Raw genomic sequence first — 21791 nt, 5'->3', positions numbered from 1 at the left:
CAGGCGCGAAGGCTTGCGGGGGGCACCGCTATTGTCGCCAATCCGTGGCGGCGAAGTTTCACATTTATTTTAAGTTTGCGTGAGGACTTGGATATCGGCGCCGGGGAAGAATGGCTCCAACGACAACGAACCGCCTCCCCAAGGAGCCCCACATGGCCGCCAGAAGTGACCGCCCCCACGCCGCCCTGCCCCCCGGGCTGGCCGCCCAGGCCGCGCCTGCCGTCCCCGGCCCCATCCACCCTGGCTGGCTGCGCGTCACCCACTGGCTGAACGCCCTGGCCGTCGTCATCATGGTCACCAGCGGCTGGCGCGTCTACAACGCCGCGCCGTTCTTCGACTTCACCTTTCCCAACGGCATCACCCTGGGCGGGTGGCTGGGCGGCGCCCTGCAATGGCATTTTGCCGGCATGTGGCTGCTGCTGGCCAACGGCCTGTTGTACCTGGGCCTGAACCTGACCACCGGCCGCCTGGCCCGCAAATTCTTCCCCGTCGGCCCGCGCGGCGTGCTGGCCGACCTGGGCGCCGCCCTGCGCGGCAAGCTCTCGCATGCCGACCCGCGCCACTACAACCAGGTGCAGCGGGTGGCCTACCTGTTCGTCATCGCCGACATCACGGTCCTGATCCTGTCCGGACTGGTGCTGTGGAAGTCGGTGCAGTTCGACACCCTGCGCGCGCTGCTTGGCGGCTATGAATTCGCGCGCCGCATCCATTTCTTCGCCATGGCGCTGCTGGTGGCTTTCGTGGCGGTTCACCTGGCCATGGTGGCCCTGGTGCCGCGCAGCCTCATCGCCATGATCCGCGGCAAATAAGGAGCCTCGCGTGAGCGCAAAACGACGCCTGTCACTGCTGGGCCTGGACGGCCCCGCCATCCTCAAAGAAGCCGTGAAGATCCTGGACAAGCGGGTCGAGGCGCCGTCGCGCCGCGCCTTCCTGCGCAGCAGCCTGACCCTGGGCGGCCTGGCCATGCTGTCCGGCTGTTCGCTGTCCGATGACGAGAACGTCGAAAAAGCCCTGACCACCGTGTCGCGCTTCAACGACCGCGTGCAGGGCTGGATCTTCGACCCCAACAAGCTTGCCCCCACCTACCCCGAATCCATGATCACCCGGCCGTTTCCGTTCAATGCCTACTACGGCATCGACGAGGTGCGGCACGTGGAAGAAGACGGCTTCCGGCTGGAAGTCACCGGCATGGTCGCCGACAAGCGCCGCTGGCGCCTGGACGAACTGCGCGCCATGGCCCAGATCGACCAGGTCACGCGCCACATCTGCGTCGAAGGCTGGAGCGCCATCGGCAAATGGGGCGGCGTGCCGTTTTCCACCTTTCTCAAGCGTGTCGGGGCCGACCTGACGGCCAAGTACGTCGGCTTCAAGTGCGCCGACGACTACTACACCAGCATCGACATGCCCACCGCGTTGCACCCGCAGACCATCCTGGCGCTGACGTACGACGGCAAGACCCTGCCGCCGGAGTACGGCTTTCCCATGAAGCTGCGGATGCCCACCAAGCTTGGCTACAAGAACCCCAAGCACATTCAGGCGATCTTCGTCACCAACACCTACCCAGGCGGTTACTGGGAGGACCAGGGCTACAACTGGTTCGGCGGCAGCTAGGTGGTTTTGCGCTTTTCTCTCAACGTCACACCAAAGGAACTCATCATGAAGCAACTCACCACCGCCGCGTTTGCCATCTGCCTCGCCTTCGGCGCCGTCGCGGCCCATGCGGCCGACAGCATGAGCCGCGATTCAATGTCCAAGGACGGCGCGCCCGCCAGCAGCATGTCCAAGGATGGCATGGCGAAAGACGGCATGGCCAAGGACGGCATGTCCAAGGGCAGCATGAGCAAGGACGGCATGTCGCACGACGGCATGAAGAAGGATTCCATGGGCAAGGACGGGATGTCGAAGGATTCCATGTCCAAGGATTCGATGTCCAAGGATTCGATGTCCAAGGACGGCATGTCCAAAGGCGGCATGAGCAAGGATTCCATGGGCAAGTGAGGAAGGGGCCGGCCCATCCGGGCGCCCCGGCCGCCGGCCCGCCCAGCAACCCCCACACGGAGCCCATCATGAAACTGACACGCAGGCATTTTCTCAGCGCCGGCGGCGCCGTTGCCGCCGCCGCCGGCCTGGCGCCCTTGCTGGGCGCCAACCGCGCACGCGCGGCGCAAGCGCAGGCCTTCCCCTACACGCTCACCGACGCCGAATGGCGCGCCAAGCTGACCTCGGCGCAATACGACGTGCTGCGCCGCGAGGGCACCGAACGGCCCTACACGAGCCCGCTGAACGACGAGCACCGCGCCGGCACCTTTGCCTGCGCCGGCTGCGCCCAGAAGCTGTTTTCGTCCACCACGAAGTTCGACAGCGGCACCGGCTGGCCCAGCTTCTGGCAGCCGCTGGACCACGCCGTGTCCACGCTGGAAGACCGCAGCTTCGGCATGACCCGCACGGCCGTCAACTGCATCAATTGCGGCGGCCACCTGGGCCACGTCTTCGATGACGGCCCCCGCCCCACCGGCCTGCGCTATTGCATGAACGGCGTGGCCATGAGCTTCACCCCGCAGGCCTGACCCCGGCCCGCATCTTTTCTGTACAGGAATCTGCATCATGCCTATCCGCCCCCTGCCCCGCGCCCTCTCTGCCGCCCTGGTCGCCACCGCCGGCCTGTTTGCCGCCAGCGCGGCCAGCGCCGCTGAACGCGCCTTCATCATCCCGCCGCCCGCCGTCGACGAGCCGGCGACCGCCGCCCAGGAAAAAGCCGTCATCGCGGGCGGGTGCTTCTGGGGCGTGCAGGCCGTGTTCCAGCACGTCAAGGGCGTGACGTCCGCGGTGTCCGGCTATGCCGGCGGCCAGGCGTCCACGGCCGACTACGACACGGTCAGCGGCGGACGCAGCGGCCATGCCGAGTCGGTCGAAATCACCTATGACCCCAAGCAGGTCAGCTACGGCCAGCTGCTGCAGATCTATTTCTCGGTGGCGCACGACCCCACCCAGCTGAACCGCCAGGGCCCGGACAGCGGCACGCAGTATCGGTCCACCGTCTTCCCCACCAACGACAGCCAGCGCAAGGTGGCCGAAGCCTACATCGCCCAGCTCGACAAGGCGGGCGTGTATCCCAAGACGCTGGCGACCACGGTGGAACCCTTGAAGGGCTTCTACCCGGCCGAGGGCTATCACCAGGATTACCTGGTGCGCCACCCCTACAGCATGTACATCATGGTCAATGACGTACCCAAGGTGGAAAACCTGGCCAAGACCTTCCCGGGGATGTATCGGGACAAGCCGGTGCTGGTGAATCCGTAGGACTTGAACGCCGAACCGCCTGGCGCGCCAGCAAGCCGGATCGCCTGGCGATCACGCCTGAATCGCCTGGTGGCTGCCCGTGGGCGGCCAATGGCGTTAGTGGACGCCGCCCACTAATTTCAATAATTCAGCGTTTTATTAAAATCGACATAAAAAGTACTTAATAATTAATTCCCGGAACACCCGATATCCAGATAATCAATAATAAACATCACAGCATCTTGACCACACTCCCCCGTCCCTCATCCCGCCCCATTTTTTTATACGATGAAATGTATCAATTCACGCCATTATGATAATGCGGACGGTATCTAAAACCTTGTTTAAAATCAACCGGTTGGTATCCACAACCCGACCCTTAATAATACGGATGGTATCCACGTACCCCTACTTTGTATTGCAAAAAAATTAGTATAAATTCCGTCCTTTTTTCGATTCCTCGCAGCGCCAGAGCATTTTGTTTCGTTATGCAGCAACTTCGTTACATCGACGAAAAATGCCCGGGCGAGATTATCAATCGAAATACAAAGGACTCCAGTCTTGACCTCTGGCAAAAACAAATGGCTGACCGCGACGCTCGCGCTCAGCACGACCTACTGCGGCGGCGCCCTGGCCGCCGACCTGACGGTGGCGCCCGGCAATACCCAGGTATTGGACGGCTCGGCCAACTTCCCTGGCGGCGTTGACGTCAATGGCGGCACGCTGGTCGTCGGCGGCAATGGCGGCGGCGCCGGCGTCACCCTCAACGGCGACGTCAATGCTGTGTCGAACGCCACCGTGTCCGGCTTTGGCACGGTCAACGGCAATCTCAACGTCTCGGGCAATTCGCGCGTGGCCCCCGGTTATCCCGTCGGCACGCCCACCGGCGTGTCCAACGGCAATCTGGTCGTCAAGGGCGACCTGTCGATGAACAATGCCGTATTCGACTTCGAAACCGGTTATGCCGGCCTGCCCATCACCCAGCCCGGCACCGGCGACAACATCACCGTCGGCGGCAATGTCGCGCTGAACAACACGACGCTGAACGTCTCGGTCAATACCCTGGGGGTCAACGCCGGCTATTACCGCATCCTGTCGTACGGCGGCACCTTGAGCGGCAACGGCCTGACGCTGGGCACCGTCACCGGCGATTCCGTGCCGGCCGCCAACATCCAGTCGCTGACCGGCGACAAGCAGATCAACCTGATCCTCGGCCCCAGCACCACCAACCTGTGGAACGGCAACGGCGTGGCATCCGCCACCCGCGCGGGCGGCGGCAACGGCACCTGGAGCGCCACCGGCGGCAACTGGAACAGCCCCACCAATGCCACCGGCGCCCTGCCCGATGGCGGCTATGCCATCTTCACCGGCGCGGCCGGCACAGTCACGGTCGACGGCGGCGCAGGCCCCGTACGCGTGTCGGGCATCCAGTTCGCCACCGACCGCTACACCGTACAAGGCGCGCCCATCACCCTGGTCGGCAACGGCGGCAACCCGCCCGCCCTCGTGGTGGGCGACGGCACCTATGCGTCGGGCCAGTTCGTCGACACCATCCACAACCCGCTGCAGGGCACGCAGGGCTTCGTCAAGACCGGCCCCGGCTCGCTGATCCTGACCGCCGACAGCAGCGGCCTGTCCGGCCCCATCCTGATCGCCGACGGCGCCCTGGAAATCGATGGCAAGCTGAACGGCCCCATGGACATCGGCCGCGAAGTCGTGCTGGCCGGCGTCGGCCAGGTCGGCACCACCACGCTGTACCCCACCGCCGTCATCTCGCCAGGCAACGATGGCTCGCCCATCGGCACGCTCACCGTCAACGGCAACCTGACCTTCGGCCAGGACACCATCTACCGCGTGCACGCCGACCCCGCCAGCAGCGCCAGCGACCGCATCCACGTCACCGGCATCGCCTACCTGGACGGCACCGTGGCCCACGTGGGCCCCGACGGCAACTACGCGCCGCGCACCACCTACAACATCCTGACCGCGGACGGCGGCATCCAGGGCCGCTTCACCGGCGCCTCCAGCAACTACGCCTTCCTGACCCCCACGCTGAGCTACGACGCGAAAAACGCCTTCATGACGCTCACGCGCAATGACGTGCCGATCGGCGACATCGGCAATTCCGGCAACGAAAACGCCGTGGGCGGCGCGCTGGACAAGGAAGACCCGCCTGCCAAGGGCAACGGGAGCGGCAACGGCTCGTCGGCCTCCGGCAATGGCTCATCGGGCGCGGGTACCGGCAACGGCACGTCGGCGAACGGCAACGACGCCGCCTCGGCCGGCAACGGCTCGCCCGTCATCGGCAGCGGCATCACCTCGCCCAGGAACACCGGCGCCAGCCAGGTCACGACCGCCGTGCTGACCATGACGCCCACCGAAGCGCGATCGGCCCTGAAGCAGCTGGCGGGCGAAGCCTACGCCAGCACCGCCAGCGTGCTGCAAGGCCAGAGCGACACCGTGCGCACCTTGCCGCTGGATCACCTGCGCGGCAACCTGGACGCCCCGGCCTTGGTCGGCCAGCCCACGGCCCAACTGGGCTCGCCCTCGTCCGACGCCCTGCCGCAAAGCGGCGCGCACCCGGTCTGGGCACAAGTCTTCGGCAACTGGGGCAGCCTGGGCGGCGACGGCAACGCCTCGCGCGTCAGCCAATCGGCCGGCGGCCTGTTCGTGGGCACCGATGCCGCCGTGGGCGGCGGTTGGCGCCTGGGCGGCGCGGTCGGCTACACCGGCAGCCACAGCTCCGTGTCCGACATCTCGGCGCGCACCGACGTCGACAGCTACACGGCCACGGTGTTCGGCGGCCGCAACTTCCCCGCCGGCCCCGGCCACATCCGCTTCATGGCCGGCGCCGCCTACACCTGGCACGACATCGACACCAAGCGCAACGTCGTGGCCGGCAGCCTGAACCAGCAGTTGAAGTCTTCGTACAACGCCTCGTCCACGCAGGTGTTCACCGAACTGGGCTACCACCTGCCGCTGGGCGATGCCTACAGCATCGAACCCTACGCCGGCCTGGCCTGGAACCAGTTGCGCACCCGTGACTTCCAGGAATCGGGCGGATCGGCCGCCCTGCGCGGATCGGGCACCACCGACGACGTCACCAGCACCACGCTGGGCCTGCGCGGCGCATGGGAATTCGAGTCCAACCGCGCCCCCGGCCGCCTCACCGCGTCGCTGGGCTGGCGCCATGCCATGGGCGACGTCAAGCCCCGCCAGGACCTGGCCTTCGACGGCGGCAGCACGTTCTCGGTCAGCGGCGCACCGATAGCGCAGAACGCGGCCGTGCTGGGCCTGGGCGCCGAAATCGCCATCGCCCGCAACACCACCGCCGGCGTTGCGTACGACGCGCAGTTTGGCGGCGGTAATCGGCAGCAGTCGGGGATGTTCAAGCTGGCAGTGCGGTTCTAACGCGCGGTCGACCACGCCGAGGGCATGCGTGTCGGCCATTGCGGGCCGACACGCCGTAAAGCCTGGGGCATGTCGCGGTTGACGCCCGACCTGCCGACAGCGTGCTCATTCAAGCAGCCGTAAAACCACGGGCGTCGCAGCCGCGACGCCCGTGGTCCGCAACAGCCATCATCCCCAATCAGTTGTATTCTTTCGCCCGTTGCCATCATTCGCGAGGGAATGCCCGTGCATTGCCAAACTTGCGGGGCTGCATACCGCGGCCGGGGCCCTCTTTGCGACGAATGCAAAAAGACCTTGTCCGGCTTGTCCAGCCCCAAGCCGTCCCCGGCGCCGGACGACGGCTTCAAAGCCGACCAGGATCTGCTTGAATCCGGATATCGCCGGCCGCTCTCCAAGGAAGGCGGCTGGAGCCCGCCGCAGCTTGTGCGCACCCAAATCATTCCCATCGCGTATCGCGGCTACTCGCTCAAGCGCCTGTGGCTGACGGCCATCGGCGCGGCCGGGGTCATTGCCAGCCTTGGAGAATGGTCCTATCGCTGGGGCGTCTGGTGGTCCTGGCTGTTCGTTCCGTTCGGCGCGACGCTGATCATCGGCTATCGCCTGTTGCGCAAGCGGTTTTTCAGCGTGGCGGGCTGGTTCAACTTCGAATCCGACAAACTTGGCAACGTCTATATCACCACGCTCGGCGGCGATTGCCCCGTATGCAACGGGGAAATCGGATTGAAAGACGTCGGCCCCAAGCGTGAGTCCAAGATCGTCATCCAATGCAAGGCCGACCCGACGCACCGCTGGGGCTTCAATTCCGACGACCTGGAGGAATTGGAACCGCGCACGTCTTGATGCGCCCGTCCAACACCCGCCGCGCCCGGAGCGCCATGCCGACAAAGTCTGCCTTGATATTCGCCCTGGTGTTCATCGCAGGATGTTCAACCTACACCGACCCGAACATTTCGACAACCAAGCCGGCGGGCAGCGTACTGGGCAATGGCACCTCGTACTTCTGCCAGCACACCCGTTACGCCACCTTGGACGGCGTCAACCGAGGCGGCGAAGTGCTGTCTCACCTGCTAGGGTTCTGGCAAGCGCGAGACGTCGTGCTGGTCCGATTCACGTCCGACTCCACCGACGAATTCTCGGCGCAATACCTGGACAAGCAGCTGGCCACCGTCGAATCGCGCCGCTTCGTCAAAGGTGCGGACTATCAGGTCGACAGCGACGGCGCCGTGCAAATCAAGACATCCTCGCGCTGCGGCGCAGGCGATAGCCCGGGCCTGGGCTGCGCCTGGAGCAAGATCCGGCTTTTTACCGATCCGGCCGGCAACCTGGCCGTGATCCAGGCCAACGACGGCGCGGGCACCATTGGCCTGATCCCCGTCGCGAATAGCTCCCGATACCTATCCCTTTTTCCGCCAGTCCTGCTGGCCAACGCCTCATTGCAGGACGGTATTGCCCAATGCCCCGAAAGCCGGGAATCAAAAAGCCGGACGGAATATCAACGACAGCAGGTCGCGCCCACATTTGCCGTCGGCGACGTGGTGGTGCCGTACCGCCACTACGACAGCGCCACGAAAGCATGGGCGCCAGGGCCGAATGAAGCGCTCATGGGCACGAAGTGGCGGGTCACGGAAATCACGGACAAGCATGTGCGGCTTGAACTGGTCGACGGCGAATACAAGCCCGCCTACGCCAAGGGCAAGGCCTACAAACCCGGTGAATTTTCCACCACGTTCTTTTCCTCTCGCAATTACCAACTGGCCAAGCCGTATTCAGGCAATATCGCGCAGGTATTCGAGGAATTCAGGAAAGACAACTGATCCACTATATTGCCTGCGATATCCACGGGCGCTGCAACCTTCCGCATGCGCGTCTTCGCAAATCCAGCCGACACAGGAAACCCGCTACCCATGCACCATGCCAAGTCTTCACTGTTTGCCACCTGCCTGCGCCGTTGCATCCTGATCCTGCCCGCCGTGCTGCTGGCCGCCTGCGCCGCTCCGACCACCTATCGGCAAGACGTGCGCAGCATCCCCGTGAAGGGCACGCCGCTGACCCCCGACCCGCCGTACGCACTGGAAAAGCTGGTGCCGCTGCTGTCCATCACCAGCGGCTGCAAGGAAACGCCCAAATCAGTCACGGTGACCCTGGTCAGCAAGTCCGACGACATCCGCACCAACGCCGCCAAGACCGCACTCATCTCGGGATCGGCCCGGGAAGCCTGGAATTTCGAGGCCTGCGGCCGGACCATTCCGATGTTCATCACGTATACGTTCATGCCCGATGGGCAGACGGCCTACAAGTTTGCGGCCAAGTGACGGATCGCTATCGCCAGGCTGCGGCGCCAGCCTGGCGCGCCATGGAGCATCGCAGCGATGGGCATTGAATACCAGATCAAATTCGCCGTTCCCGCTGGTTATGATCCGTCCGCGCTGATCAAGAAGCTGCCCGACGCGGTCGAGCGGCCGTCCATGACGGACATCTACAGCTATGCGGTGGAGCAAGCGGGTTTCTACTTCGTGGATCATCTGGTGAACCCCACGATTGCCTCGCTGGCCTTGCGACGGCTCATCGACGAGGCTCTGCGCCATGGCGAGCGTGTAGAGATCGTCGAACCATGAGGCGCCGAGCCGTCACGTCCTGCCCCCCCTCGACCATTATTCAATTCATATAAAAAGACCAAATGAAAGTACGTGTTTTAAGCATCGCCTCGCTGGGCGTTGCATTGCTGGCCTATGCAACACCTTCCTGTGCGCAGAACCTCAACGGCAAGAACCTGTTCACGCAGCGGTGCGCCATGTGCCATGGGGCGGACATCAAGGGCACGGGGCCATTGGCCAAGAAGAGCAACCCGCCCACGCCCGACCTGACCACCGCTGCCTTCAAAAAGCGGCTGCATGATTATCCGGGCGTCATCGTCTCATCGGTGATCCTGCGCCCGAACGGCGACTTGATCCCCAGGACGTTGAAGGAGAACGGCGTCAGGGTGCCGCCACACGCCTGGACGGTGCAGGACTTTCGGGATCTGAACAAATACATGACGGATGTGATCGCGAAAAGCCGATGAGATATAAATGCGCGACGTCATGCGTTTGATTTATCGCCCCCAGATATCTATTCCGCTCGAGCTGACAACCAGCAACGACTTTCCCGTATAGGAAAACCCGACAATCATCGGCTCAAAGTCCCTGAAAATCTTATAGAAATCTGATGGTCTGCCATACTTCTCTCCCATCAGCATATTGTCGGGGGGAATAAGAAGCACGTCCTGTATCGGCCAATCCAAAGTCACTTGTTCAACCGACCAGTTATCTCGGGTGAACCGTGGCAGCCCCCCTCCAAATAGGCCGGCCACATGGACACAACTGCCATCCAAGGGGCCGATACCCTCACACTCCAGCAAGATCTCGTCGCCGTAGTGCTCCACGCGGTCTCTGGCGACTTTTTCCGCAGTCTGGCAGTCGATGATTCCGCGGCCGGCACTAGACAGCACGAGCAACAATTCTGAATTTCTGTCGAACCCAACTGCGCGCAAACCACCTACGGCCGAGCCTCCAATCTTTCTCCAAGGATATGGCGGTGACGTCAACGGCGTAGATAGAATCTTCTTTTTTGTCGGAGCGAGGTGGTCTGTATCCACGTCGATTTCTTTGTCAGGCTGTCGTGTGCGACAAGAGTACATGACCAACGCAAGGATTTGCGGACACCAGCAAGCTGTAGGCTGTGGACGAACAGCCAAATAATGAGTGCCGAATATCGGCATGCAAATCGAAAAATACCGATTTTTCGTCGGCAACGCTTCGAAATCTAGCCGTGGCAAAAACTGCCCACACACCTCCCATGCCAGGAAATCTCCGCAGCCTTAAGTTAAAGTGCTGAAGGTCGCGCGAACGTCCGCGCCCCCCATCCCCTCCAGGAGCAGTACCGCAGTGAATGACACCCGCACGCCCGAGTCCGATATCGCCGAAGACCGCAAGGAACAAGAAGCCAGGTTGTGGCGCGATGACGGCTGGACCGCTCGGATCATCAAGAACGAAGACGACGACGGCTGGGCCGTGGAGATGACGCTGGACGGCCAGGCCGAGCCGGCGCTGGTCGGCCCCTGGACGATGGGCCGCGACAAGAAAAACCCCAAGCCGATGGACGGCCCCGCCTTCTCCACCCTGGTCAAGACCGCCAACGAAGTGCTGCGCCGCCACGAACAGCAGTTGCACGCGACGCTGCACAAGAGCGTGAAGATCGACGCCGACGCCGGCCGCCTGACGATCAAGCTGGACATCGTTCCCGACGAAGACGAACCCTATGCCGTGCTGAGCGCCTACGACGAATTCGGTGAGCAGCTGGCCCAGACCCACGTGGCGCCGACCTACAAGCTGAACGTGCAGCGCGCCTCGGAATGGGCCAGCGGCGGTTTCCCCAAGCACGGCTGATGCCGCGGGCTGCCGGGCCAACACCGCAGCCGCCCCCCTGTCCTTCCAGTTTCCATCGACGACGAGATCAAGCCCATGACCTTTCGACCGATATTCCTGGTACTTGCCACACTGGCCCTGTCGCCCGCGTTCGCCGCCGCGCCCCCCGCTCAGGGCACGGCCTGGACCCCGCCGGGGGCCACCACCTGCAGCTTCTCCGGCTGGACGAACGACGAGAAGCCCGTGATCCAGGTGCGCGCGGCGCCGTCCGCCCAAGCCAAGGTGCTGGGCACCCTGCCGACGACCCGCGGCGACGGCCCGGACCCCACCATCGACTACTACAGCGTCACGTTCGACGTGGCCGAGGCACGCGACGGCTGGCTCAGGATCAAGAACGCCAGCGACGCCAAGACCGGCAACGACCAAAGCCGGCCACGGCCCGTGTACCCAGGCGAAGGCTGGATCGAAGCCGGCGATGCGAATATCGCCATCCAGTCGGCGCGCGGATACGCCCGCCCGGACGCCGCCAGCGAACGGCTGCTGGACCTGCAGGACAACTGGCTGACCGAACGGGCCAAGGTGCAAGGCATCGTCGCCTGCGACGGGCAATGGCTGCTGCTGGACTACGAAATACGCAACAGCGACAAGTTCGAAGCACTGGCCCCCAACGACCGCACCCGCGGACGGGCGTGGTTTCGGGGCATCTGCGAAGTATCGGAAACCACCTGCGATATGCCGTCGGTGGACAAATAGCGGCGTCAGCCGAACCACGCGGCGGCCTTGCCGCCCGCCAGCACCTGCTCGAACAGGGCGTCGAGGCTGACGGCCACCTCGCTGACATCCTCGAACTCCGGTTCGATGCCGTGCACCACCTTGCCTGATTCCCGGTCCAGTGCAAGAAACTCGTAGTCGCCGTCCACGCTCATGAAGACGGGCAGATACCGCGCCCAGAATGCCTGGACAGACTGCCGATCGGCATCGCTCGCCGCCGCTTCAAGACTGATGCTGCGAAAGTCATCCCAAGCGAAGGCGCTGTCAGTGGCTCCGGCATAGTCGGCGGCACTGAGGAACCAGCGCGTGTCCGCGGCATTGCTCAGCTGCGTGTACAGGGCCAGGAACGTCGCGTGCGCAGCAGAACCGGCTGGTGAATGCACAGGAGAGGCTTCAGCCCCCCTGCGCAACACCATCCAGCCTCGGTCTACCAGGTAGTCGATAAAGTGTTCATGCCGTGTCGTCATCGCTTAAAGCCCCGACTGAATATCGCAATGATCATTTGTCTGCGACGAACGTTGAAACAGCCGCCAGCACAGCCGCGGCATCGGCTTCATAGAATCTCGATACGTTGAAGCAGTTCGCTTCGACTATACGGTATAAGGCCGGGCAGCCCCCGCTCCGTGGAAAACGTCGACGCTAGCTGACACACTCAGACATATTGGACCTGATCCTGTGGCCACCATTCCCCGTAAACTGCGGGGCGATGATCATCGTGCGAATAGAAGAGTCAGACGACGACCTTGAAAGGACCCCATGACCCAGCTTCCCCTCGAAGCCATTGCCGCGCTGGAGCGTGGCAAGCTGATCGAAGCCATCAAGATCACGCGTGACCAGACCGGCATGGACCTGAAGTCGTCCAAGGAAGCGGTCGAACGGTACGCCAATAGCAGCGAGCAAGAGCGCGCTGCAGGCGTCGTCGGCAGCGCAAGCCGCGGCACGACCGACAGCGCGACCGAAGCCGGCGCCATGCAGGGCAACAAGCCCGCCGTACCGGCCGCCGCGCTGGACGCCCTGGCGCGCGGCCATAAGGTCGAAGCCGTACGGCTCACGCGCGATGCCACAGGCCTGGGGTTGGCCGACGCTCTCAAGCTGGTGGACGCCCAACTGAATCCCGCCACTGCAGACGACATCCCCTTGTCGTCCAACAGGCTGGGCGACCCGATGGCCGAACCCGGCCGGGTGCCGCGCGGCGGCTTCAAATGGCTGCCCATCGTCATCGTCTTGCTGCTGTTCGTGCTGGCGTGGATCACGCTCGGCAAAGGCTTCTGACACCATGATCGTTCCTGAGTACTGGGCCGAAGGCCGCATCCAGCAGCAGGTGGCCGGCAAGCAATACACCGTGCGCCGCTACGGCTGGTCCGACGACAGCGCCATGGCCGCGCAGACGCATGCCGACCAACGCACGCGCGAAGCCTTTGATCGCATCGTCAATGGCGAACCGCTACAGCGTCGCGAGCGCAAGTTGGCGTATAACGGCGCCGACGGCATGCCGATCCGCGAGGAAATCCTGGAACGCCAGGGCGACAGCATCATCACCCGCAACGGCTACGGGGCGCGCTGCCTGAATACCCCCAACGTGATGTTCGTCGACGTCGACTTCGAAGACCGGCGCGGCAGCGCGCGCGGGCTGACGGTGATCGGCGCGGCGTTTCTGATGGCCTTCGCGGTGGGTTACGCCACGCACTCGGCGATGGCGGGCCTGGCCACGCTCATGCTGGTGACGGCGTTCGGCTTCTGGCGCGCTCGCGCCGAGGGGTTACGCCTGACCGAGGACAAAAGTGATCAACTGACGGGCCTGCGGGAACGCATGGATCAGTTCATCCAGCAACGGCCCGACTGGCACCTGCGGCTGTACCGCACGCCGTCGGGCGCACGCATCCTGGCCATGCACGACGTGTTCGCGCCCGCGGATGCCGGCGTGACCGAGGCTTTCGAGGCGCTGGGCGCCGACCCGGTCTATGCGCGCATGTGCCGCAACCAGAACTGTTTTCGGGCGCGCCTGAGCGCCAAGCCGTGGCGGGTGGATATCGACGAGCACCTGCCGCGTCCAAGCGTCTGGCCGGTGCCGTTCGAGAAACAGGCCGCCCGCAATGCCTGGGTGGCGCGCTACGAAAAGGCCGCGCAAGGTTTTGCCGCCTGCCAGTACCTGGGCAGCGTGGGCAACACGCTGAACGTGCACCCGGATGCGCTGGCCGTGCAGGAACTGCACGACGACCGCACCCGCGCCCACAGCGGGTTTGCGCTGGCCTGAGCGTCCAGGACGTGTTGACGCGACAACGAGCCAGGCACGGGCCCTAGATCGGCGTCACGGCCCCGCTGCCGGAAAAATGCCCGTCGATATTCTGGACAAAGGTGGTGAATTGCGCCTGGATGGACTCGGGCGACCAGCCGGCCAGATGCGGCGTCAGGGTCAGGTTGTCCAGGCCGATGAGTTCGGCGGGCGGCTGGGGTTCGCTTTCGTACACGTCGATGCCCGCTCCGGCAATGGTGCCCGCGGCCAGCGCGGCCGCCAGGGCCTGGGTGTCGACGATGCTGCCGCGGCCCACGTTGACCAGATAACCGTCGGCGCCCAGGGCCTGCAATACGTCGGCGTTGATCATGTGGTGCGTGGACGCGCCGCCCGGCGCGGCGCAGACCAGGACGTCGCACCACGCTGCCAGCCCCAGCACGCCGTCGAAGTACAGGTAGGGCGAACCCGGCTTGGCGTTGCGGTTGTGGTAGGCCACCGGCATGCTGAAACCCTGGGCGCGCGTGGCGATCTTTTCGCCGATGGCACCCATGCCCAAAATGCCCAGCCGCTTGCCCGAGACGTTGCGCGGCGGGGTGATGGCGGTGCGCCATACGCCGTCGCGGCATAGCTGGTCGAGCTTGCGAAAATCGCGGATGCTGGCGATGACCAGCCCCATGGCATGATCGGCCACGCATTCGTCGTTGGCGCCACGGCCATTGGTGACGACGATGCCGCGTGCCTTGGCCGCATCGACATCCACGCGCTCGTGGCCCACGCCCATGCAGGAAACCAGCGCCAGGGCCGGCATGGCCGCGATTTCCTCGGCGGTCAGGCCGATGGTGCCGATGGTCAGCACCGCCTGGAAGCGCGCGCCGTGCGTGGCGACAGCCGCTTTGCGCTCATCGGACGTGGGCGCATACGTGACGTCGTAACGCTGCCTCAGCGCGTCCAGGTTGGCGGACACGACGGGGCAGAGAATCAGAAGCGGGATTTTCATGGGGTAAGCGGCAAGCGGCGTGGCGCCGCCGCGATCATCGAAGCCGAGACGGGGTAAAACTATATGCCTTTGCCAACGTCATGCCAACAAGGAACAACAATGAAGGTCTTTCTCGACGACGTGCGCGTTACCCCGGAAGGCTGGGTGCGCACCTTCTGGCCTGAAGAGGCGATTGCCCTCTTGAAGACGGGCGAGGTCACCGAACTATCGCTCGACCACGATCTGGGCGATGACGAGCACGGCACGGGCTACACAGTACTCTTGTGGCTGGAAGAACAAGTGGCCGTGCACGGCATGACGCCCCCGGCCATTCGCGTCCATTCCGCCAATTCGGCGGCCCGACTGAAAATGGAAGCCGCCATCGTGGCCATCAACCGGCACGCGGCTCAGCGCGGCGTCGCCTGATTATCCGCATGGCGCGCCCGGGCTCGCAGAGCCCAGGCCTGACACCCGCGCGGCTCAATGCCCCGTGGTGTCACCTTCACGGCTGGCTTCGAACAGGAACCAGGTGCGCCGCTCGGTCTCGTCGATCCAGTTCTCGATCAGGCTGGAACTGGCGATGTCGCGATGTTCGTCGGTGACGTTGTGCGCTTCGCGCAGGGACGCGGCCAGGGTCTTGTTGTCTTCGCGCAGCTCGGCCAGCATGTCCAGCGGCTGGACGTAGTCGGCATCGTTGTCGGAAATGCGCTGCGACCGCGAAATGTGGCCGATGGACCGCAGCGTGGTACCGCCGATCTTGCGGATGCGTTCGGCGATGGGGTCGGTCATGGCAAAGAGCTGGTCGCCCTGCTCGTCCAGCAGCAGGTGGTAATCGCGAAAGTGCGGCCCGCTGACGTGCCAATGGAAGTTTTTGGTCTTCAGGTACAGCGCGAACACGTCGGCCAGCACCTGGTTCAGCACCGCGGAGATGTCGCGGGTGGCGGCGGCGGCAAGGTCGGTGGGGGTCGCCAGCGGGCGCTTGCGCAGCGCTTTTGCCGCCTTGGTGGTCTTCTCATTCAGTTTCTTGGCCATGAATCGCAGCTCCTGGAAATGATTCGGAAAACTCGCGCGCGGCGCCGATCGATGGCGCCGCGACACCCCAGGGTAATTCCGTATGCGCGCTTTGCCAAATGGGCACGCCAGGCTGGCGTCAAGCTGAATGCAAGGCCCGCTTCGACATGACGGCCGCACTAGTTTTTTCGGACCGTCAAAGACCGGCCCACGATGAAGGGCAACGCCGCCGAGCCTAGGGCCTGTTCACACTAGAAGGCGCCTCGCACAGGCCGGTAATCGGGCGCCAGGCTAGGCGCGGTCGCCGCCGCGTGGCTGTGCCACGCAAGGTGAGCGCAACGACGCCTGGCGCCCGATTACCGGCCTGCCCGCAGGGTGAGTACCCAAATGAGCGCCTCTCAGCGTTGCGAATGCTCGCCGGGGGGCGGCCACGACTGCGCTTCGCGCCTTGATAGCCACTCATTTGGGTACTCATGCGAGGCGCCTTCTAGTGTGAACAGGCCCTAGCCCTTCTTCACCTCGAACACCCCACCCTGCCCCGAAAACAACGCCACGCCGGCCTCGATACGCGCCTGGACCGACCCCTCTGGCAAAGGCAGCGTCAGGCCCAGCGCCATCTGGCGCAGCGGTTCGGCGATGACCATGGCCAGCAGCAGGCCGGCGGTCTCGATCGGTTGCTTGATGCGGATCAAGCCGCGCGCGGCCAGTTTCTCGAACCAGGCCGCAAGCATGGCGGTGCCGCGTTCGATGCCGTTCTTCTGGTAGACGTCCAGCAGCGCCTGGCGCGCCGGAAAGTCGCTGGTCAACAGGCGGAACATGCCGACGGCATCCGACGACAGCGCGCGATCGGCAATCGCCTGCAGCACGCGGCGCAAGACGGGCAGCACGTCGGCCGCGGAAGCGACTTCCTGTGCCATGACGGGCTCGAACGTGTCGGTCCAGCCCCGCACCACTTGCGCCACCAGGTCTTCGCGATTGGCGGCAAAGCGATAGACGGTTTTCTTGGCCATGCCGGCGCGCTTGGCCACGGCTTCCAGCGTGGCCGCGGCATAGCCTTCGTTCAGCAGCAGCCAGGTGGCGGCCTGCAAGGCGGCGGCATGCAGCTCGGCATCGGGCCGGGCGGGACGGCCGCGCGGACGGGGCGCAGGGGGCAAAGCAAGGGTCGCCATGAGCGGTCGCAAGTCCTGGTGTTCGGTCAAAACGGTGGTCGCACGGGTGAACGGCGTAGCCGCGTGCCCGCTTGATGAACCGCGATCTTACACGGTCCGAATATTTAGGAAACGTTTAACGTTTCTTTATTGTAGAATCAGGTTTCGCAACCCTGAAGAGACCGCTCATGCCCCCCCCTCACCCCGACGCGGCGCATATCGCCGCCGACCTGGACACGCTGCTCGACCCTGCCCCGCTGCGCCTGGAAACCGGCATCACCCGGCTGCCGGGCGGCGGGCTGATCGTGGCGGCGCGTACCGATCTGCACGGCTGCAAGGGCCGCATGCTGGACTGGTGGTTCAAGTTCTTCCAGACGACGCAGCACATCAAGTGGTGGCATCCGCAGGACCACGTCGAACATCGGGGCTGGGACGAACACTGGCGCCGCGGCGAAAACTACGTGGGCGCGTCGATTCATGCGGTGGAATCGCTGGCGGACCTGCCGCCGGTGGCAGCCAAGCTGAAGTTCCATGCGCCGCAAGATTGCCTGGATGCGGCCAGGCTGCACGCGGCCACGGCCAATGGCGACGTGTCGGCGGCGGTCTATGCGCGCATCGGCTTTGGCGATGCCATTGAGCTCGATGCCGAAGGCGACCCGATGGACGGCCAGATGATCCACCTGGCCCGCGACACGCCGTTTGGCTGCGTGCTGCGCAGCCGCTTCTACCTGGGCCTGTCCAGCGCGCGCCCCGAACAGGACGTGCCGGATGTGCTGGGGCTGAACCTGCTGCGGCACTGCTATACGGAATTCACGTTCCTGTCGCGCTTTCTGCCGTCGATCTACTATGGCGAGCACGCCAATGACGAGGCCGTGCCCCTGCCCTGGTAGGCCTTGCGCCGGAAGGAGTATGCTAGCGCGCTTCATTCCAGCCTCACCCCGACAACGCTATGCGCGGCAACCCCGACGCCCGGCAAGGCGCTATCGCCCTGCATGGGTTCTACTTCCTGTACTACGGCTTGCAGGGCGTCAGTATTCCGTTCTTGCCCTTGTGGTTCGCCAGCCGCGGATTGGACCCGGCGCTGATCGGCCTGATCGTGGCCACCTCGTTTCTGCCCAAGATCCTGTCGACGCCGGTGGTGGCGCACGTGGCCGACCAGAGCGGGCGCGCCCATGGCCTGATCGCCGCGGCGCTGGGCGCGTCGCTGTTGCTGTTCATCTGCTATCCCTTCAGCCAGGCGCCGGCCTGGTTGTTCGCCATCACGCTGCTGCTGAACGCGGTGTTTCCGGCGGTGCTGCCGCTGCTGGACCGCATGGCGATCGCCAGCGGCCGCGGCCAGGGAAATTCATACACCATCATCCGCGCCTGCGGGTCGCTGGGCTTTGCCATCGTGACCGTGGCGGGCGGCTACCTGATCAAGACGTTCAATGCGGATTGGGTGATGTGGCTGTCGATGCTGCTGATCGTGGCCTGCATTGCTTGCGTGCGGCTGTTGCCGCAGGCCGCCCGGCCCAGCGCGGACGACGCCCCCGCCGAACGGGTGCGGCTGCCGATGCGAGAAATTCTGCGCGACCGGCCGCTGCTGCTGTGCATCGGCGCAGCGTCGCTGGTGCAGGCCAGCAACGGCTTCCTGTATTCGTATTCGACGCTGTACTGGACCGACCGGGGCCTGTCGACGGCGCTGATTTCAATGCTGTGGGCCGTGGGCGTGACCAGCGAGGTGCTGTTCTTCTTCCTGGCGCCCAAGGTGCTGGCGCGGATGGGCGCGCAGTGGCTGATCCTGGCGTCGGCGGCGATGACGGCAATTCGCTGGGCCGGGCTGTCAGCCACCACGGACCCGGTATGGATCGGCGCGCTGCAGCTACTGCAGTGCTTCACGCTGGCGGGCAACAACGCCGCCATCATGTGGTACATCGCGCGGCGCGTGCCGGCCGCCTGCAAGACCTCGGCGATTGCGCTGTACGCGCTGCTGTCGGGCGGGGTGTTCATGTTCGGCAGCATCCAGCTGGGCGGGGCGCTGTATCGCAGCTTCGCGCCGGGCGGCTTCCTGGTGATGGCGCTGTGCGCGGCCTGCGCGATTCCGCTGGTGCTGCTGTCCGAAAGACGGGCGCGGGCGGCTTGAAGCGGGCCGCGCCGGCCTTGCCCAGGCGCGGCGCATGCCAACGCGGCTGAACGCCCGCCCTACCCCCGACTCGCGTCCAGCGCCCGCGCCAGGCTGCCGAACACGTGGTCGTCGTTGGACTGCGCCACGTTGAACCGCAGGAAACCACCCGCCTCGGGCGAACGGCTGAAGGAATTGCCCGGCGCCAGCACCACGCCGTCGCGCAGGCAGGCCCGCGCGACCGTGGGCGCGTCGATGCCGGCGGGCAGCCGGCTCCAGAGAAACATGCCGGCCTTGGGGTAGCTCCAGGGCTCGATGCCCAGCGCGTGCAGACGCCGCGCGACCACTTCCATTTCCTCGGCCAGGCGCTGGCGCACCCATTCCATGTGCTTGCGGTAGCCGCTGTCGGTCAGGGTGCGGTGCACGACGTCCGCAGCCAGGCGGCCGCCGCCGAAGGTGGTGGCGATCTTCAGGTCGGCCAGGCTTTCGATCCAGTCGGGCTTGGTGGCGATGTAGCCGCAGCGCAGCGAGGCGGACACGGTCTTGGAAAAGCTGCCGATCTGGATCACGCGCGACAGGCCGTCAAAGGCGGCCAGCCGCGGCGCGGGGCTGTTCTCGAAGTCGGCGAAGATGTCGTCTTCGACGATGACCAGGCCGGCGCCGTCGGCCACCTTGAGCAGGCGGTGGGCCACCAGCGGCGACAACGAGGCCCCGGTGGGGTTGTGCAAGCCGGAATTGGTGATGTACAGACGCGGTGCATGCTCGCGCACGGCCGCTTCGAACCGCCCCACGTCGGGCCCCTGCGGGGTGTAGGGCACGCTGACGACACGGGCCCGGTGGGCCTTGAGCAAGGCGTGGAAATTGAAATAGCAGGGGTCGTCGACCAGCACGGTGTCCCCCGGTTCCAGCAAGAACCGGCAGATCAGGTCGATGGACTGGGTGCCGGACTCGGTCAACATGACCTGATCCGGCACGGCGTCGATGCCGGCGGCGGCCATGCGCCGCGACAGCACCTGGCGCAGGCCCGGATGGCCCAGCGGGGTGGCGTATTCGGTCAACGCCACGCTGTCGGCCTTGGCCAGGGCGCGCAAGGCGCGGCGAATGCCCGACTCATACATCCACGAGCTGGGCAGCCAGCCGCAGCCGGGCTTGAGCGCGGTGGGCGCAGTATCCAGCGACTGGCGCGAGACCCACAGCGGATCGACCTCGCGGTCGAACTTGGGGCCGATCTCGGCCAACGCCAGGGGCGCCACCGGGCCGGCGACGTAAAAACCCGATCCCGGCCGCGAAGTGATGGCGCCTTCGGCCGCCAGGCGCTCGTAGGCTTCCACCACGGTCGACACCGACAGCCCCATGGCCGTGGCCTGCGCCCGCACCGACGGCAGCCGGGCGCCGGGCAACCAGGCCCGCGCGGCGATCTTTGCCTGAACCTGCGCCATCACCGTTTCGATCCGCGTGCCGCCGCGTGCCATAGGGCCTCCGTTTTGTACTGGACTGTATTGCATAACAGTTATTTTGAATTGTACTGGACTGTCTCTGGGGAAAACCCGGCCGCGGTGCTGAAGTAACGGATTCACCGGAGCGGTTCATGGACAAGGCAACAAGTGGCTGGATCAATGGTTTCATCGGCGTGGCGATCTTCGCCGGCTCGCTGCCCGCGACGCGGGTGGCCGTGGCCGAGCTGGACCCGACTTTCCTCACCTGCGCCCGCGCCACCATCGCCGCCGTGCTGGGTTGGGCCCTGTTGCTGCTGCTGCGCCAGCCGCGGCCCAGGCGTGCAGACCTGCCGGCGCTGGCGCTGACGGCGGTGGGCGTGGTGCTGGGCTTTCCGCTGCTGACGGCGCTGGCATTGCAGCACGTCACGTCGGCGCATTCGATCGTGTTCCTGGGTCTCTTGCCGCTGTCCACCGCGGTGTTCGCGGTGCTGCGCGGCGGCGAGCGCCCTCGCCCGGCCTTCTGGATGTTCTCGGTGGCGGGCGCGGCCTTCGTGGTGGGCTACGCGGTGATGGGGGGGCTGGACGTGTCGCTCAAGGGCGACCTGCTGATGCTGGCCGCCATCGTGGTCTGCGGCATGGGCTATGCGGAAGGCGCCAAGCTGTCGCGCACGCAGGGCGGCTGGCAGGTGATCAGCTGGGCGCTGGTGCTGTCGCTGCCCGTGATGCTGCCGCTGGCGCTGTTCACCCTGCCGCCGTCGTTCGCGCACGTCACCGTGGCCGGCTGGATCGGGCTGGCCTATGTGTCGCTGTTCAGCATGTTGATCGGGTTTGTATTCTGGTACCGCGGCCTGGCGCAGGGCGGCATTGCGGCGGTGGGCCAGTTGCAGCTGTTCCAGCCCTTCATGGGGCTGGGCCTGGCGGCGCTGCTGCTGCACGAAAACGTCAGCTGGGCGATGCTGCTGGTGACGCTGGCAGCGGTGGTGTGCGTGGCTGGGGCAAAGAAATACGCCCGCTGAGCCACG

Annotated in this window: 25 protein-coding genes; 19 read left to right on the top strand and 6 right to left on the bottom strand. The window is 65.1% G+C overall.

The window, feature by feature from the left end; all coding sequences use genetic code 11:
* The first annotated feature begins 152 nt into the window (after positions 1-152).
* The 11 genes from AC3WMR_RS07035 (at position 153) to AC3WMR_RS06985 (ending at position 9751) form a co-directional block, all read left to right on the top strand.
* On the top strand, positions 153-809 hold the full coding sequence (locus AC3WMR_RS07035; RefSeq protein ID WP_492263337.1) for a cytochrome b/b6 domain-containing protein: 657 nt from the start codon (positions 153-155) through the stop codon (positions 807-809).
* Positions 810-819: 10 nt separating this feature from the next.
* Entirely contained in the window at positions 820-1611 is a 792-nt protein-coding gene (locus AC3WMR_RS07030; RefSeq protein WP_492263336.1) for a molybdopterin-dependent oxidoreductase, read from the top strand.
* Between the two features lie 45 nt (positions 1612-1656).
* A complete protein-coding gene (locus AC3WMR_RS07025; protein ID WP_492263335.1) occupies positions 1657-1998 on the top strand; it encodes a pentapeptide MXKDX repeat protein in 342 nt (113 codons plus the stop codon).
* Positions 1999-2066: 68 nt separating this feature from the next.
* The gene (gene msrB, locus AC3WMR_RS07020) at positions 2067-2567 is read left to right on the top strand and encodes a peptide-methionine (R)-S-oxide reductase MsrB (RefSeq protein ID WP_492263334.1); all 501 of its coding nucleotides are present in this window, start codon (positions 2067-2069) and stop codon (positions 2565-2567) included.
* A gap of 37 nt (positions 2568-2604) precedes the next feature.
* Positions 2605-3300 carry a peptide-methionine (S)-S-oxide reductase MsrA gene (msrA, locus tag AC3WMR_RS07015; RefSeq protein WP_492263333.1) on the top strand — a complete coding sequence of 232 codons (696 nt, stop codon included), beginning with the start codon at positions 2605-2607 and terminating at the stop codon, positions 3298-3300.
* A gap of 540 nt (positions 3301-3840) precedes the next feature.
* The gene (locus tag AC3WMR_RS07010) at positions 3841-6690 is read left to right on the top strand and encodes an autotransporter family protein (protein ID WP_492263332.1); all 2850 of its coding nucleotides are present in this window, start codon (positions 3841-3843) and stop codon (positions 6688-6690) included.
* Between the two features lie 294 nt (positions 6691-6984).
* Positions 6985-7530 (top strand): hypothetical protein, encoded by a 546-nt coding sequence (locus AC3WMR_RS07005; RefSeq protein ID WP_492263331.1) that lies wholly within the window; start codon positions 6985-6987, stop codon positions 7528-7530.
* Positions 7527-8504, top strand: a complete 978-nt coding sequence (locus AC3WMR_RS07000; RefSeq protein ID WP_492281565.1) for a hypothetical protein — start codon at positions 7527-7529, stop codon at positions 8502-8504. Before AC3WMR_RS07005 ends, AC3WMR_RS07000 begins: the two co-directional genes overlap by 4 nt.
* 90 nt (positions 8505-8594) lie before the next feature.
* A complete protein-coding gene (locus tag AC3WMR_RS06995) occupies positions 8595-9002 on the top strand; it encodes a hypothetical protein (RefSeq protein ID WP_492263329.1) in 408 nt (135 codons plus the stop codon).
* A gap of 57 nt (positions 9003-9059) precedes the next feature.
* Entirely contained in the window at positions 9060-9305 is a 246-nt protein-coding gene (locus tag AC3WMR_RS06990; protein ID WP_492263328.1) for a hypothetical protein, read from the top strand.
* Between the two features lie 62 nt (positions 9306-9367).
* Positions 9368-9751 carry a c-type cytochrome gene (locus AC3WMR_RS06985; RefSeq protein WP_492263327.1) on the top strand — a complete coding sequence of 128 codons (384 nt, stop codon included), beginning with the start codon at positions 9368-9370 and terminating at the stop codon, positions 9749-9751.
* Between the two features lie 30 nt (positions 9752-9781).
* Here AC3WMR_RS06985 and AC3WMR_RS06980 read toward each other — a convergent pair whose 3' ends face one another.
* Entirely contained in the window at positions 9782-10324 is a 543-nt protein-coding gene (locus tag AC3WMR_RS06980) for a hypothetical protein (protein WP_492263326.1), read from the bottom strand.
* Between the two features lie 289 nt (positions 10325-10613).
* Between AC3WMR_RS06980 and AC3WMR_RS06975 the strand changes: the two genes are divergently transcribed.
* Entirely contained in the window at positions 10614-11114 is a 501-nt protein-coding gene (locus tag AC3WMR_RS06975) for a hypothetical protein (protein ID WP_492263325.1), read from the top strand.
* 75 nt (positions 11115-11189) lie between these two features.
* A complete protein-coding gene (locus AC3WMR_RS06970; RefSeq protein WP_492263324.1) occupies positions 11190-11846 on the top strand; it encodes a hypothetical protein in 657 nt (218 codons plus the stop codon).
* Between the two features lie 5 nt (positions 11847-11851).
* On the opposite strand, the gene AC3WMR_RS06965 is transcribed toward AC3WMR_RS06970, so the two are convergent.
* Positions 11852-12331, bottom strand: coding sequence for a hypothetical protein (locus AC3WMR_RS06965; protein ID WP_492263323.1), 480 nt, complete (start codon positions 12329-12331; stop codon positions 11852-11854).
* 289 nt (positions 12332-12620) lie between these two features.
* Here AC3WMR_RS06965 and AC3WMR_RS06960 point away from each other — a divergent pair, with 289 nt between their 5' ends.
* Positions 12621-13136: a hypothetical protein gene (locus AC3WMR_RS06960; protein WP_492263322.1), complete on the top strand. Its 516-nt coding sequence runs from the start codon at positions 12621-12623 to the stop codon at positions 13134-13136.
* Positions 13137-13140: 4 nt separating this feature from the next.
* Complete coding sequence (locus AC3WMR_RS06955; RefSeq protein WP_492263321.1) at positions 13141-14118, top strand: hypothetical protein; 978 nt, start codon at positions 13141-13143, stop codon at positions 14116-14118.
* 43 nt (positions 14119-14161) lie between these two features.
* On the opposite strand, the gene AC3WMR_RS06950 is transcribed toward AC3WMR_RS06955, so the two are convergent.
* A complete protein-coding gene (locus AC3WMR_RS06950) occupies positions 14162-15094 on the bottom strand; it encodes a 2-hydroxyacid dehydrogenase (protein WP_492263320.1) in 933 nt (310 codons plus the stop codon).
* 99 nt (positions 15095-15193) lie between these two features.
* On the opposite strand from AC3WMR_RS06950, the gene AC3WMR_RS06945 reads away from it, so the two are divergent.
* Positions 15194-15499 carry a cyclic-phosphate processing receiver domain-containing protein gene (locus AC3WMR_RS06945; protein ID WP_492263319.1) on the top strand — a complete coding sequence of 102 codons (306 nt, stop codon included), beginning with the start codon at positions 15194-15196 and terminating at the stop codon, positions 15497-15499.
* 54 nt (positions 15500-15553) lie between these two features.
* On the opposite strand, the gene AC3WMR_RS06940 is transcribed toward AC3WMR_RS06945, so the two are convergent.
* Entirely contained in the window at positions 15554-16105 is a 552-nt protein-coding gene (locus AC3WMR_RS06940; RefSeq protein ID WP_492263318.1) for a Dps family protein, read from the bottom strand.
* A 482-nt stretch (positions 16106-16587) separates the two neighbouring features.
* Positions 16588-17253 carry a TetR/AcrR family transcriptional regulator gene (locus tag AC3WMR_RS06935; RefSeq protein WP_492263653.1) on the bottom strand — a complete coding sequence of 222 codons (666 nt, stop codon included), beginning with the start codon at positions 17251-17253 and terminating at the stop codon, positions 16588-16590.
* Positions 17254-17420: 167 nt separating this feature from the next.
* On the opposite strand from AC3WMR_RS06935, the gene AC3WMR_RS06930 reads away from it, so the two are divergent.
* Entirely contained in the window at positions 17421-18122 is a 702-nt protein-coding gene (locus AC3WMR_RS06930; RefSeq protein WP_492263654.1) for a DAPG hydrolase family protein, read from the top strand.
* Positions 18123-18181: 59 nt separating this feature from the next.
* A complete protein-coding gene (locus AC3WMR_RS06925; protein WP_492263655.1) occupies positions 18182-19354 on the top strand; it encodes an MFS transporter in 1173 nt (390 codons plus the stop codon).
* Positions 19355-19413: 59 nt separating this feature from the next.
* Here AC3WMR_RS06925 and AC3WMR_RS06920 read toward each other — a convergent pair whose 3' ends face one another.
* Positions 19414-20805, bottom strand: a complete 1392-nt coding sequence (locus AC3WMR_RS06920) for an aminotransferase-like domain-containing protein (RefSeq protein WP_492263656.1) — start codon at positions 20803-20805, stop codon at positions 19414-19416.
* A 116-nt stretch (positions 20806-20921) separates the two neighbouring features.
* On the opposite strand from AC3WMR_RS06920, the gene AC3WMR_RS06915 reads away from it, so the two are divergent.
* Positions 20922-21785, top strand: coding sequence for a DMT family transporter (locus tag AC3WMR_RS06915; RefSeq protein ID WP_492263657.1), 864 nt, complete (start codon positions 20922-20924; stop codon positions 21783-21785).
* Positions 21786-21791: the final 6 nt, after the last annotated feature.

This window comes from Achromobacter sp. FW305-C-28, assembly GCF_058783235.1.
Note: the sequence above shows the minus strand (reverse complement) of the source record. Positions and strands in the feature narration are given on the sequence as shown.

Excerpts from the sequence above, each read along its gene's own strand:
- AC3WMR_RS07035 (WP_492263337.1), top strand. The coding sequence starts at position 153 with ATGGCCGCCAGAAGTGACCGCCCCCACGCCGCCCTGCCCCCCGGGCTG.
- AC3WMR_RS07025 (WP_492263335.1), top strand. The coding sequence starts at position 1,657 with ATGAAGCAACTCACCACCGCCGCGTTTGCCATCTGCCTCGCCTTCGGC.
- msrB (WP_492263334.1), top strand. The coding sequence starts at position 2,067 with ATGAAACTGACACGCAGGCATTTTCTCAGCGCCGGCGGCGCCGTTGCC.
- msrA (WP_492263333.1), top strand. The coding sequence starts at position 2,605 with ATGCCTATCCGCCCCCTGCCCCGCGCCCTCTCTGCCGCCCTGGTCGCC.
- AC3WMR_RS06995 (WP_492263329.1), top strand. The coding sequence starts at position 8,595 with ATGCACCATGCCAAGTCTTCACTGTTTGCCACCTGCCTGCGCCGTTGC.
- AC3WMR_RS06990 (WP_492263328.1), top strand. The coding sequence starts at position 9,060 with ATGGGCATTGAATACCAGATCAAATTCGCCGTTCCCGCTGGTTATGAT.
- AC3WMR_RS06985 (WP_492263327.1), top strand. The coding sequence starts at position 9,368 with ATGAAAGTACGTGTTTTAAGCATCGCCTCGCTGGGCGTTGCATTGCTG.
- AC3WMR_RS06970 (WP_492263324.1), top strand. The coding sequence starts at position 11,190 with ATGACCTTTCGACCGATATTCCTGGTACTTGCCACACTGGCCCTGTCG.
- AC3WMR_RS06965 (WP_492263323.1), bottom strand. The coding sequence starts at position 12,331 with ATGACGACACGGCATGAACACTTTATCGACTACCTGGTAGACCGAGGC.
- AC3WMR_RS06960 (WP_492263322.1), top strand. The coding sequence starts at position 12,621 with ATGACCCAGCTTCCCCTCGAAGCCATTGCCGCGCTGGAGCGTGGCAAG.
- AC3WMR_RS06955 (WP_492263321.1), top strand. The coding sequence starts at position 13,141 with ATGATCGTTCCTGAGTACTGGGCCGAAGGCCGCATCCAGCAGCAGGTG.
- AC3WMR_RS06950 (WP_492263320.1), bottom strand. The coding sequence starts at position 15,094 with ATGAAAATCCCGCTTCTGATTCTCTGCCCCGTCGTGTCCGCCAACCTG.
- AC3WMR_RS06945 (WP_492263319.1), top strand. The coding sequence starts at position 15,194 with ATGAAGGTCTTTCTCGACGACGTGCGCGTTACCCCGGAAGGCTGGGTG.
- AC3WMR_RS06940 (WP_492263318.1), bottom strand. The coding sequence starts at position 16,105 with ATGGCCAAGAAACTGAATGAGAAGACCACCAAGGCGGCAAAAGCGCTG.
- AC3WMR_RS06935 (WP_492263653.1), bottom strand. The coding sequence starts at position 17,253 with ATGGCGACCCTTGCTTTGCCCCCTGCGCCCCGTCCGCGCGGCCGTCCC.
- AC3WMR_RS06930 (WP_492263654.1), top strand. The coding sequence starts at position 17,421 with ATGCCCCCCCCTCACCCCGACGCGGCGCATATCGCCGCCGACCTGGAC.
- AC3WMR_RS06925 (WP_492263655.1), top strand. The coding sequence starts at position 18,182 with ATGCGCGGCAACCCCGACGCCCGGCAAGGCGCTATCGCCCTGCATGGG.
- AC3WMR_RS06920 (WP_492263656.1), bottom strand. The coding sequence starts at position 20,805 with ATGGCACGCGGCGGCACGCGGATCGAAACGGTGATGGCGCAGGTTCAG.
- AC3WMR_RS06915 (WP_492263657.1), top strand. The coding sequence starts at position 20,922 with ATGGACAAGGCAACAAGTGGCTGGATCAATGGTTTCATCGGCGTGGCG.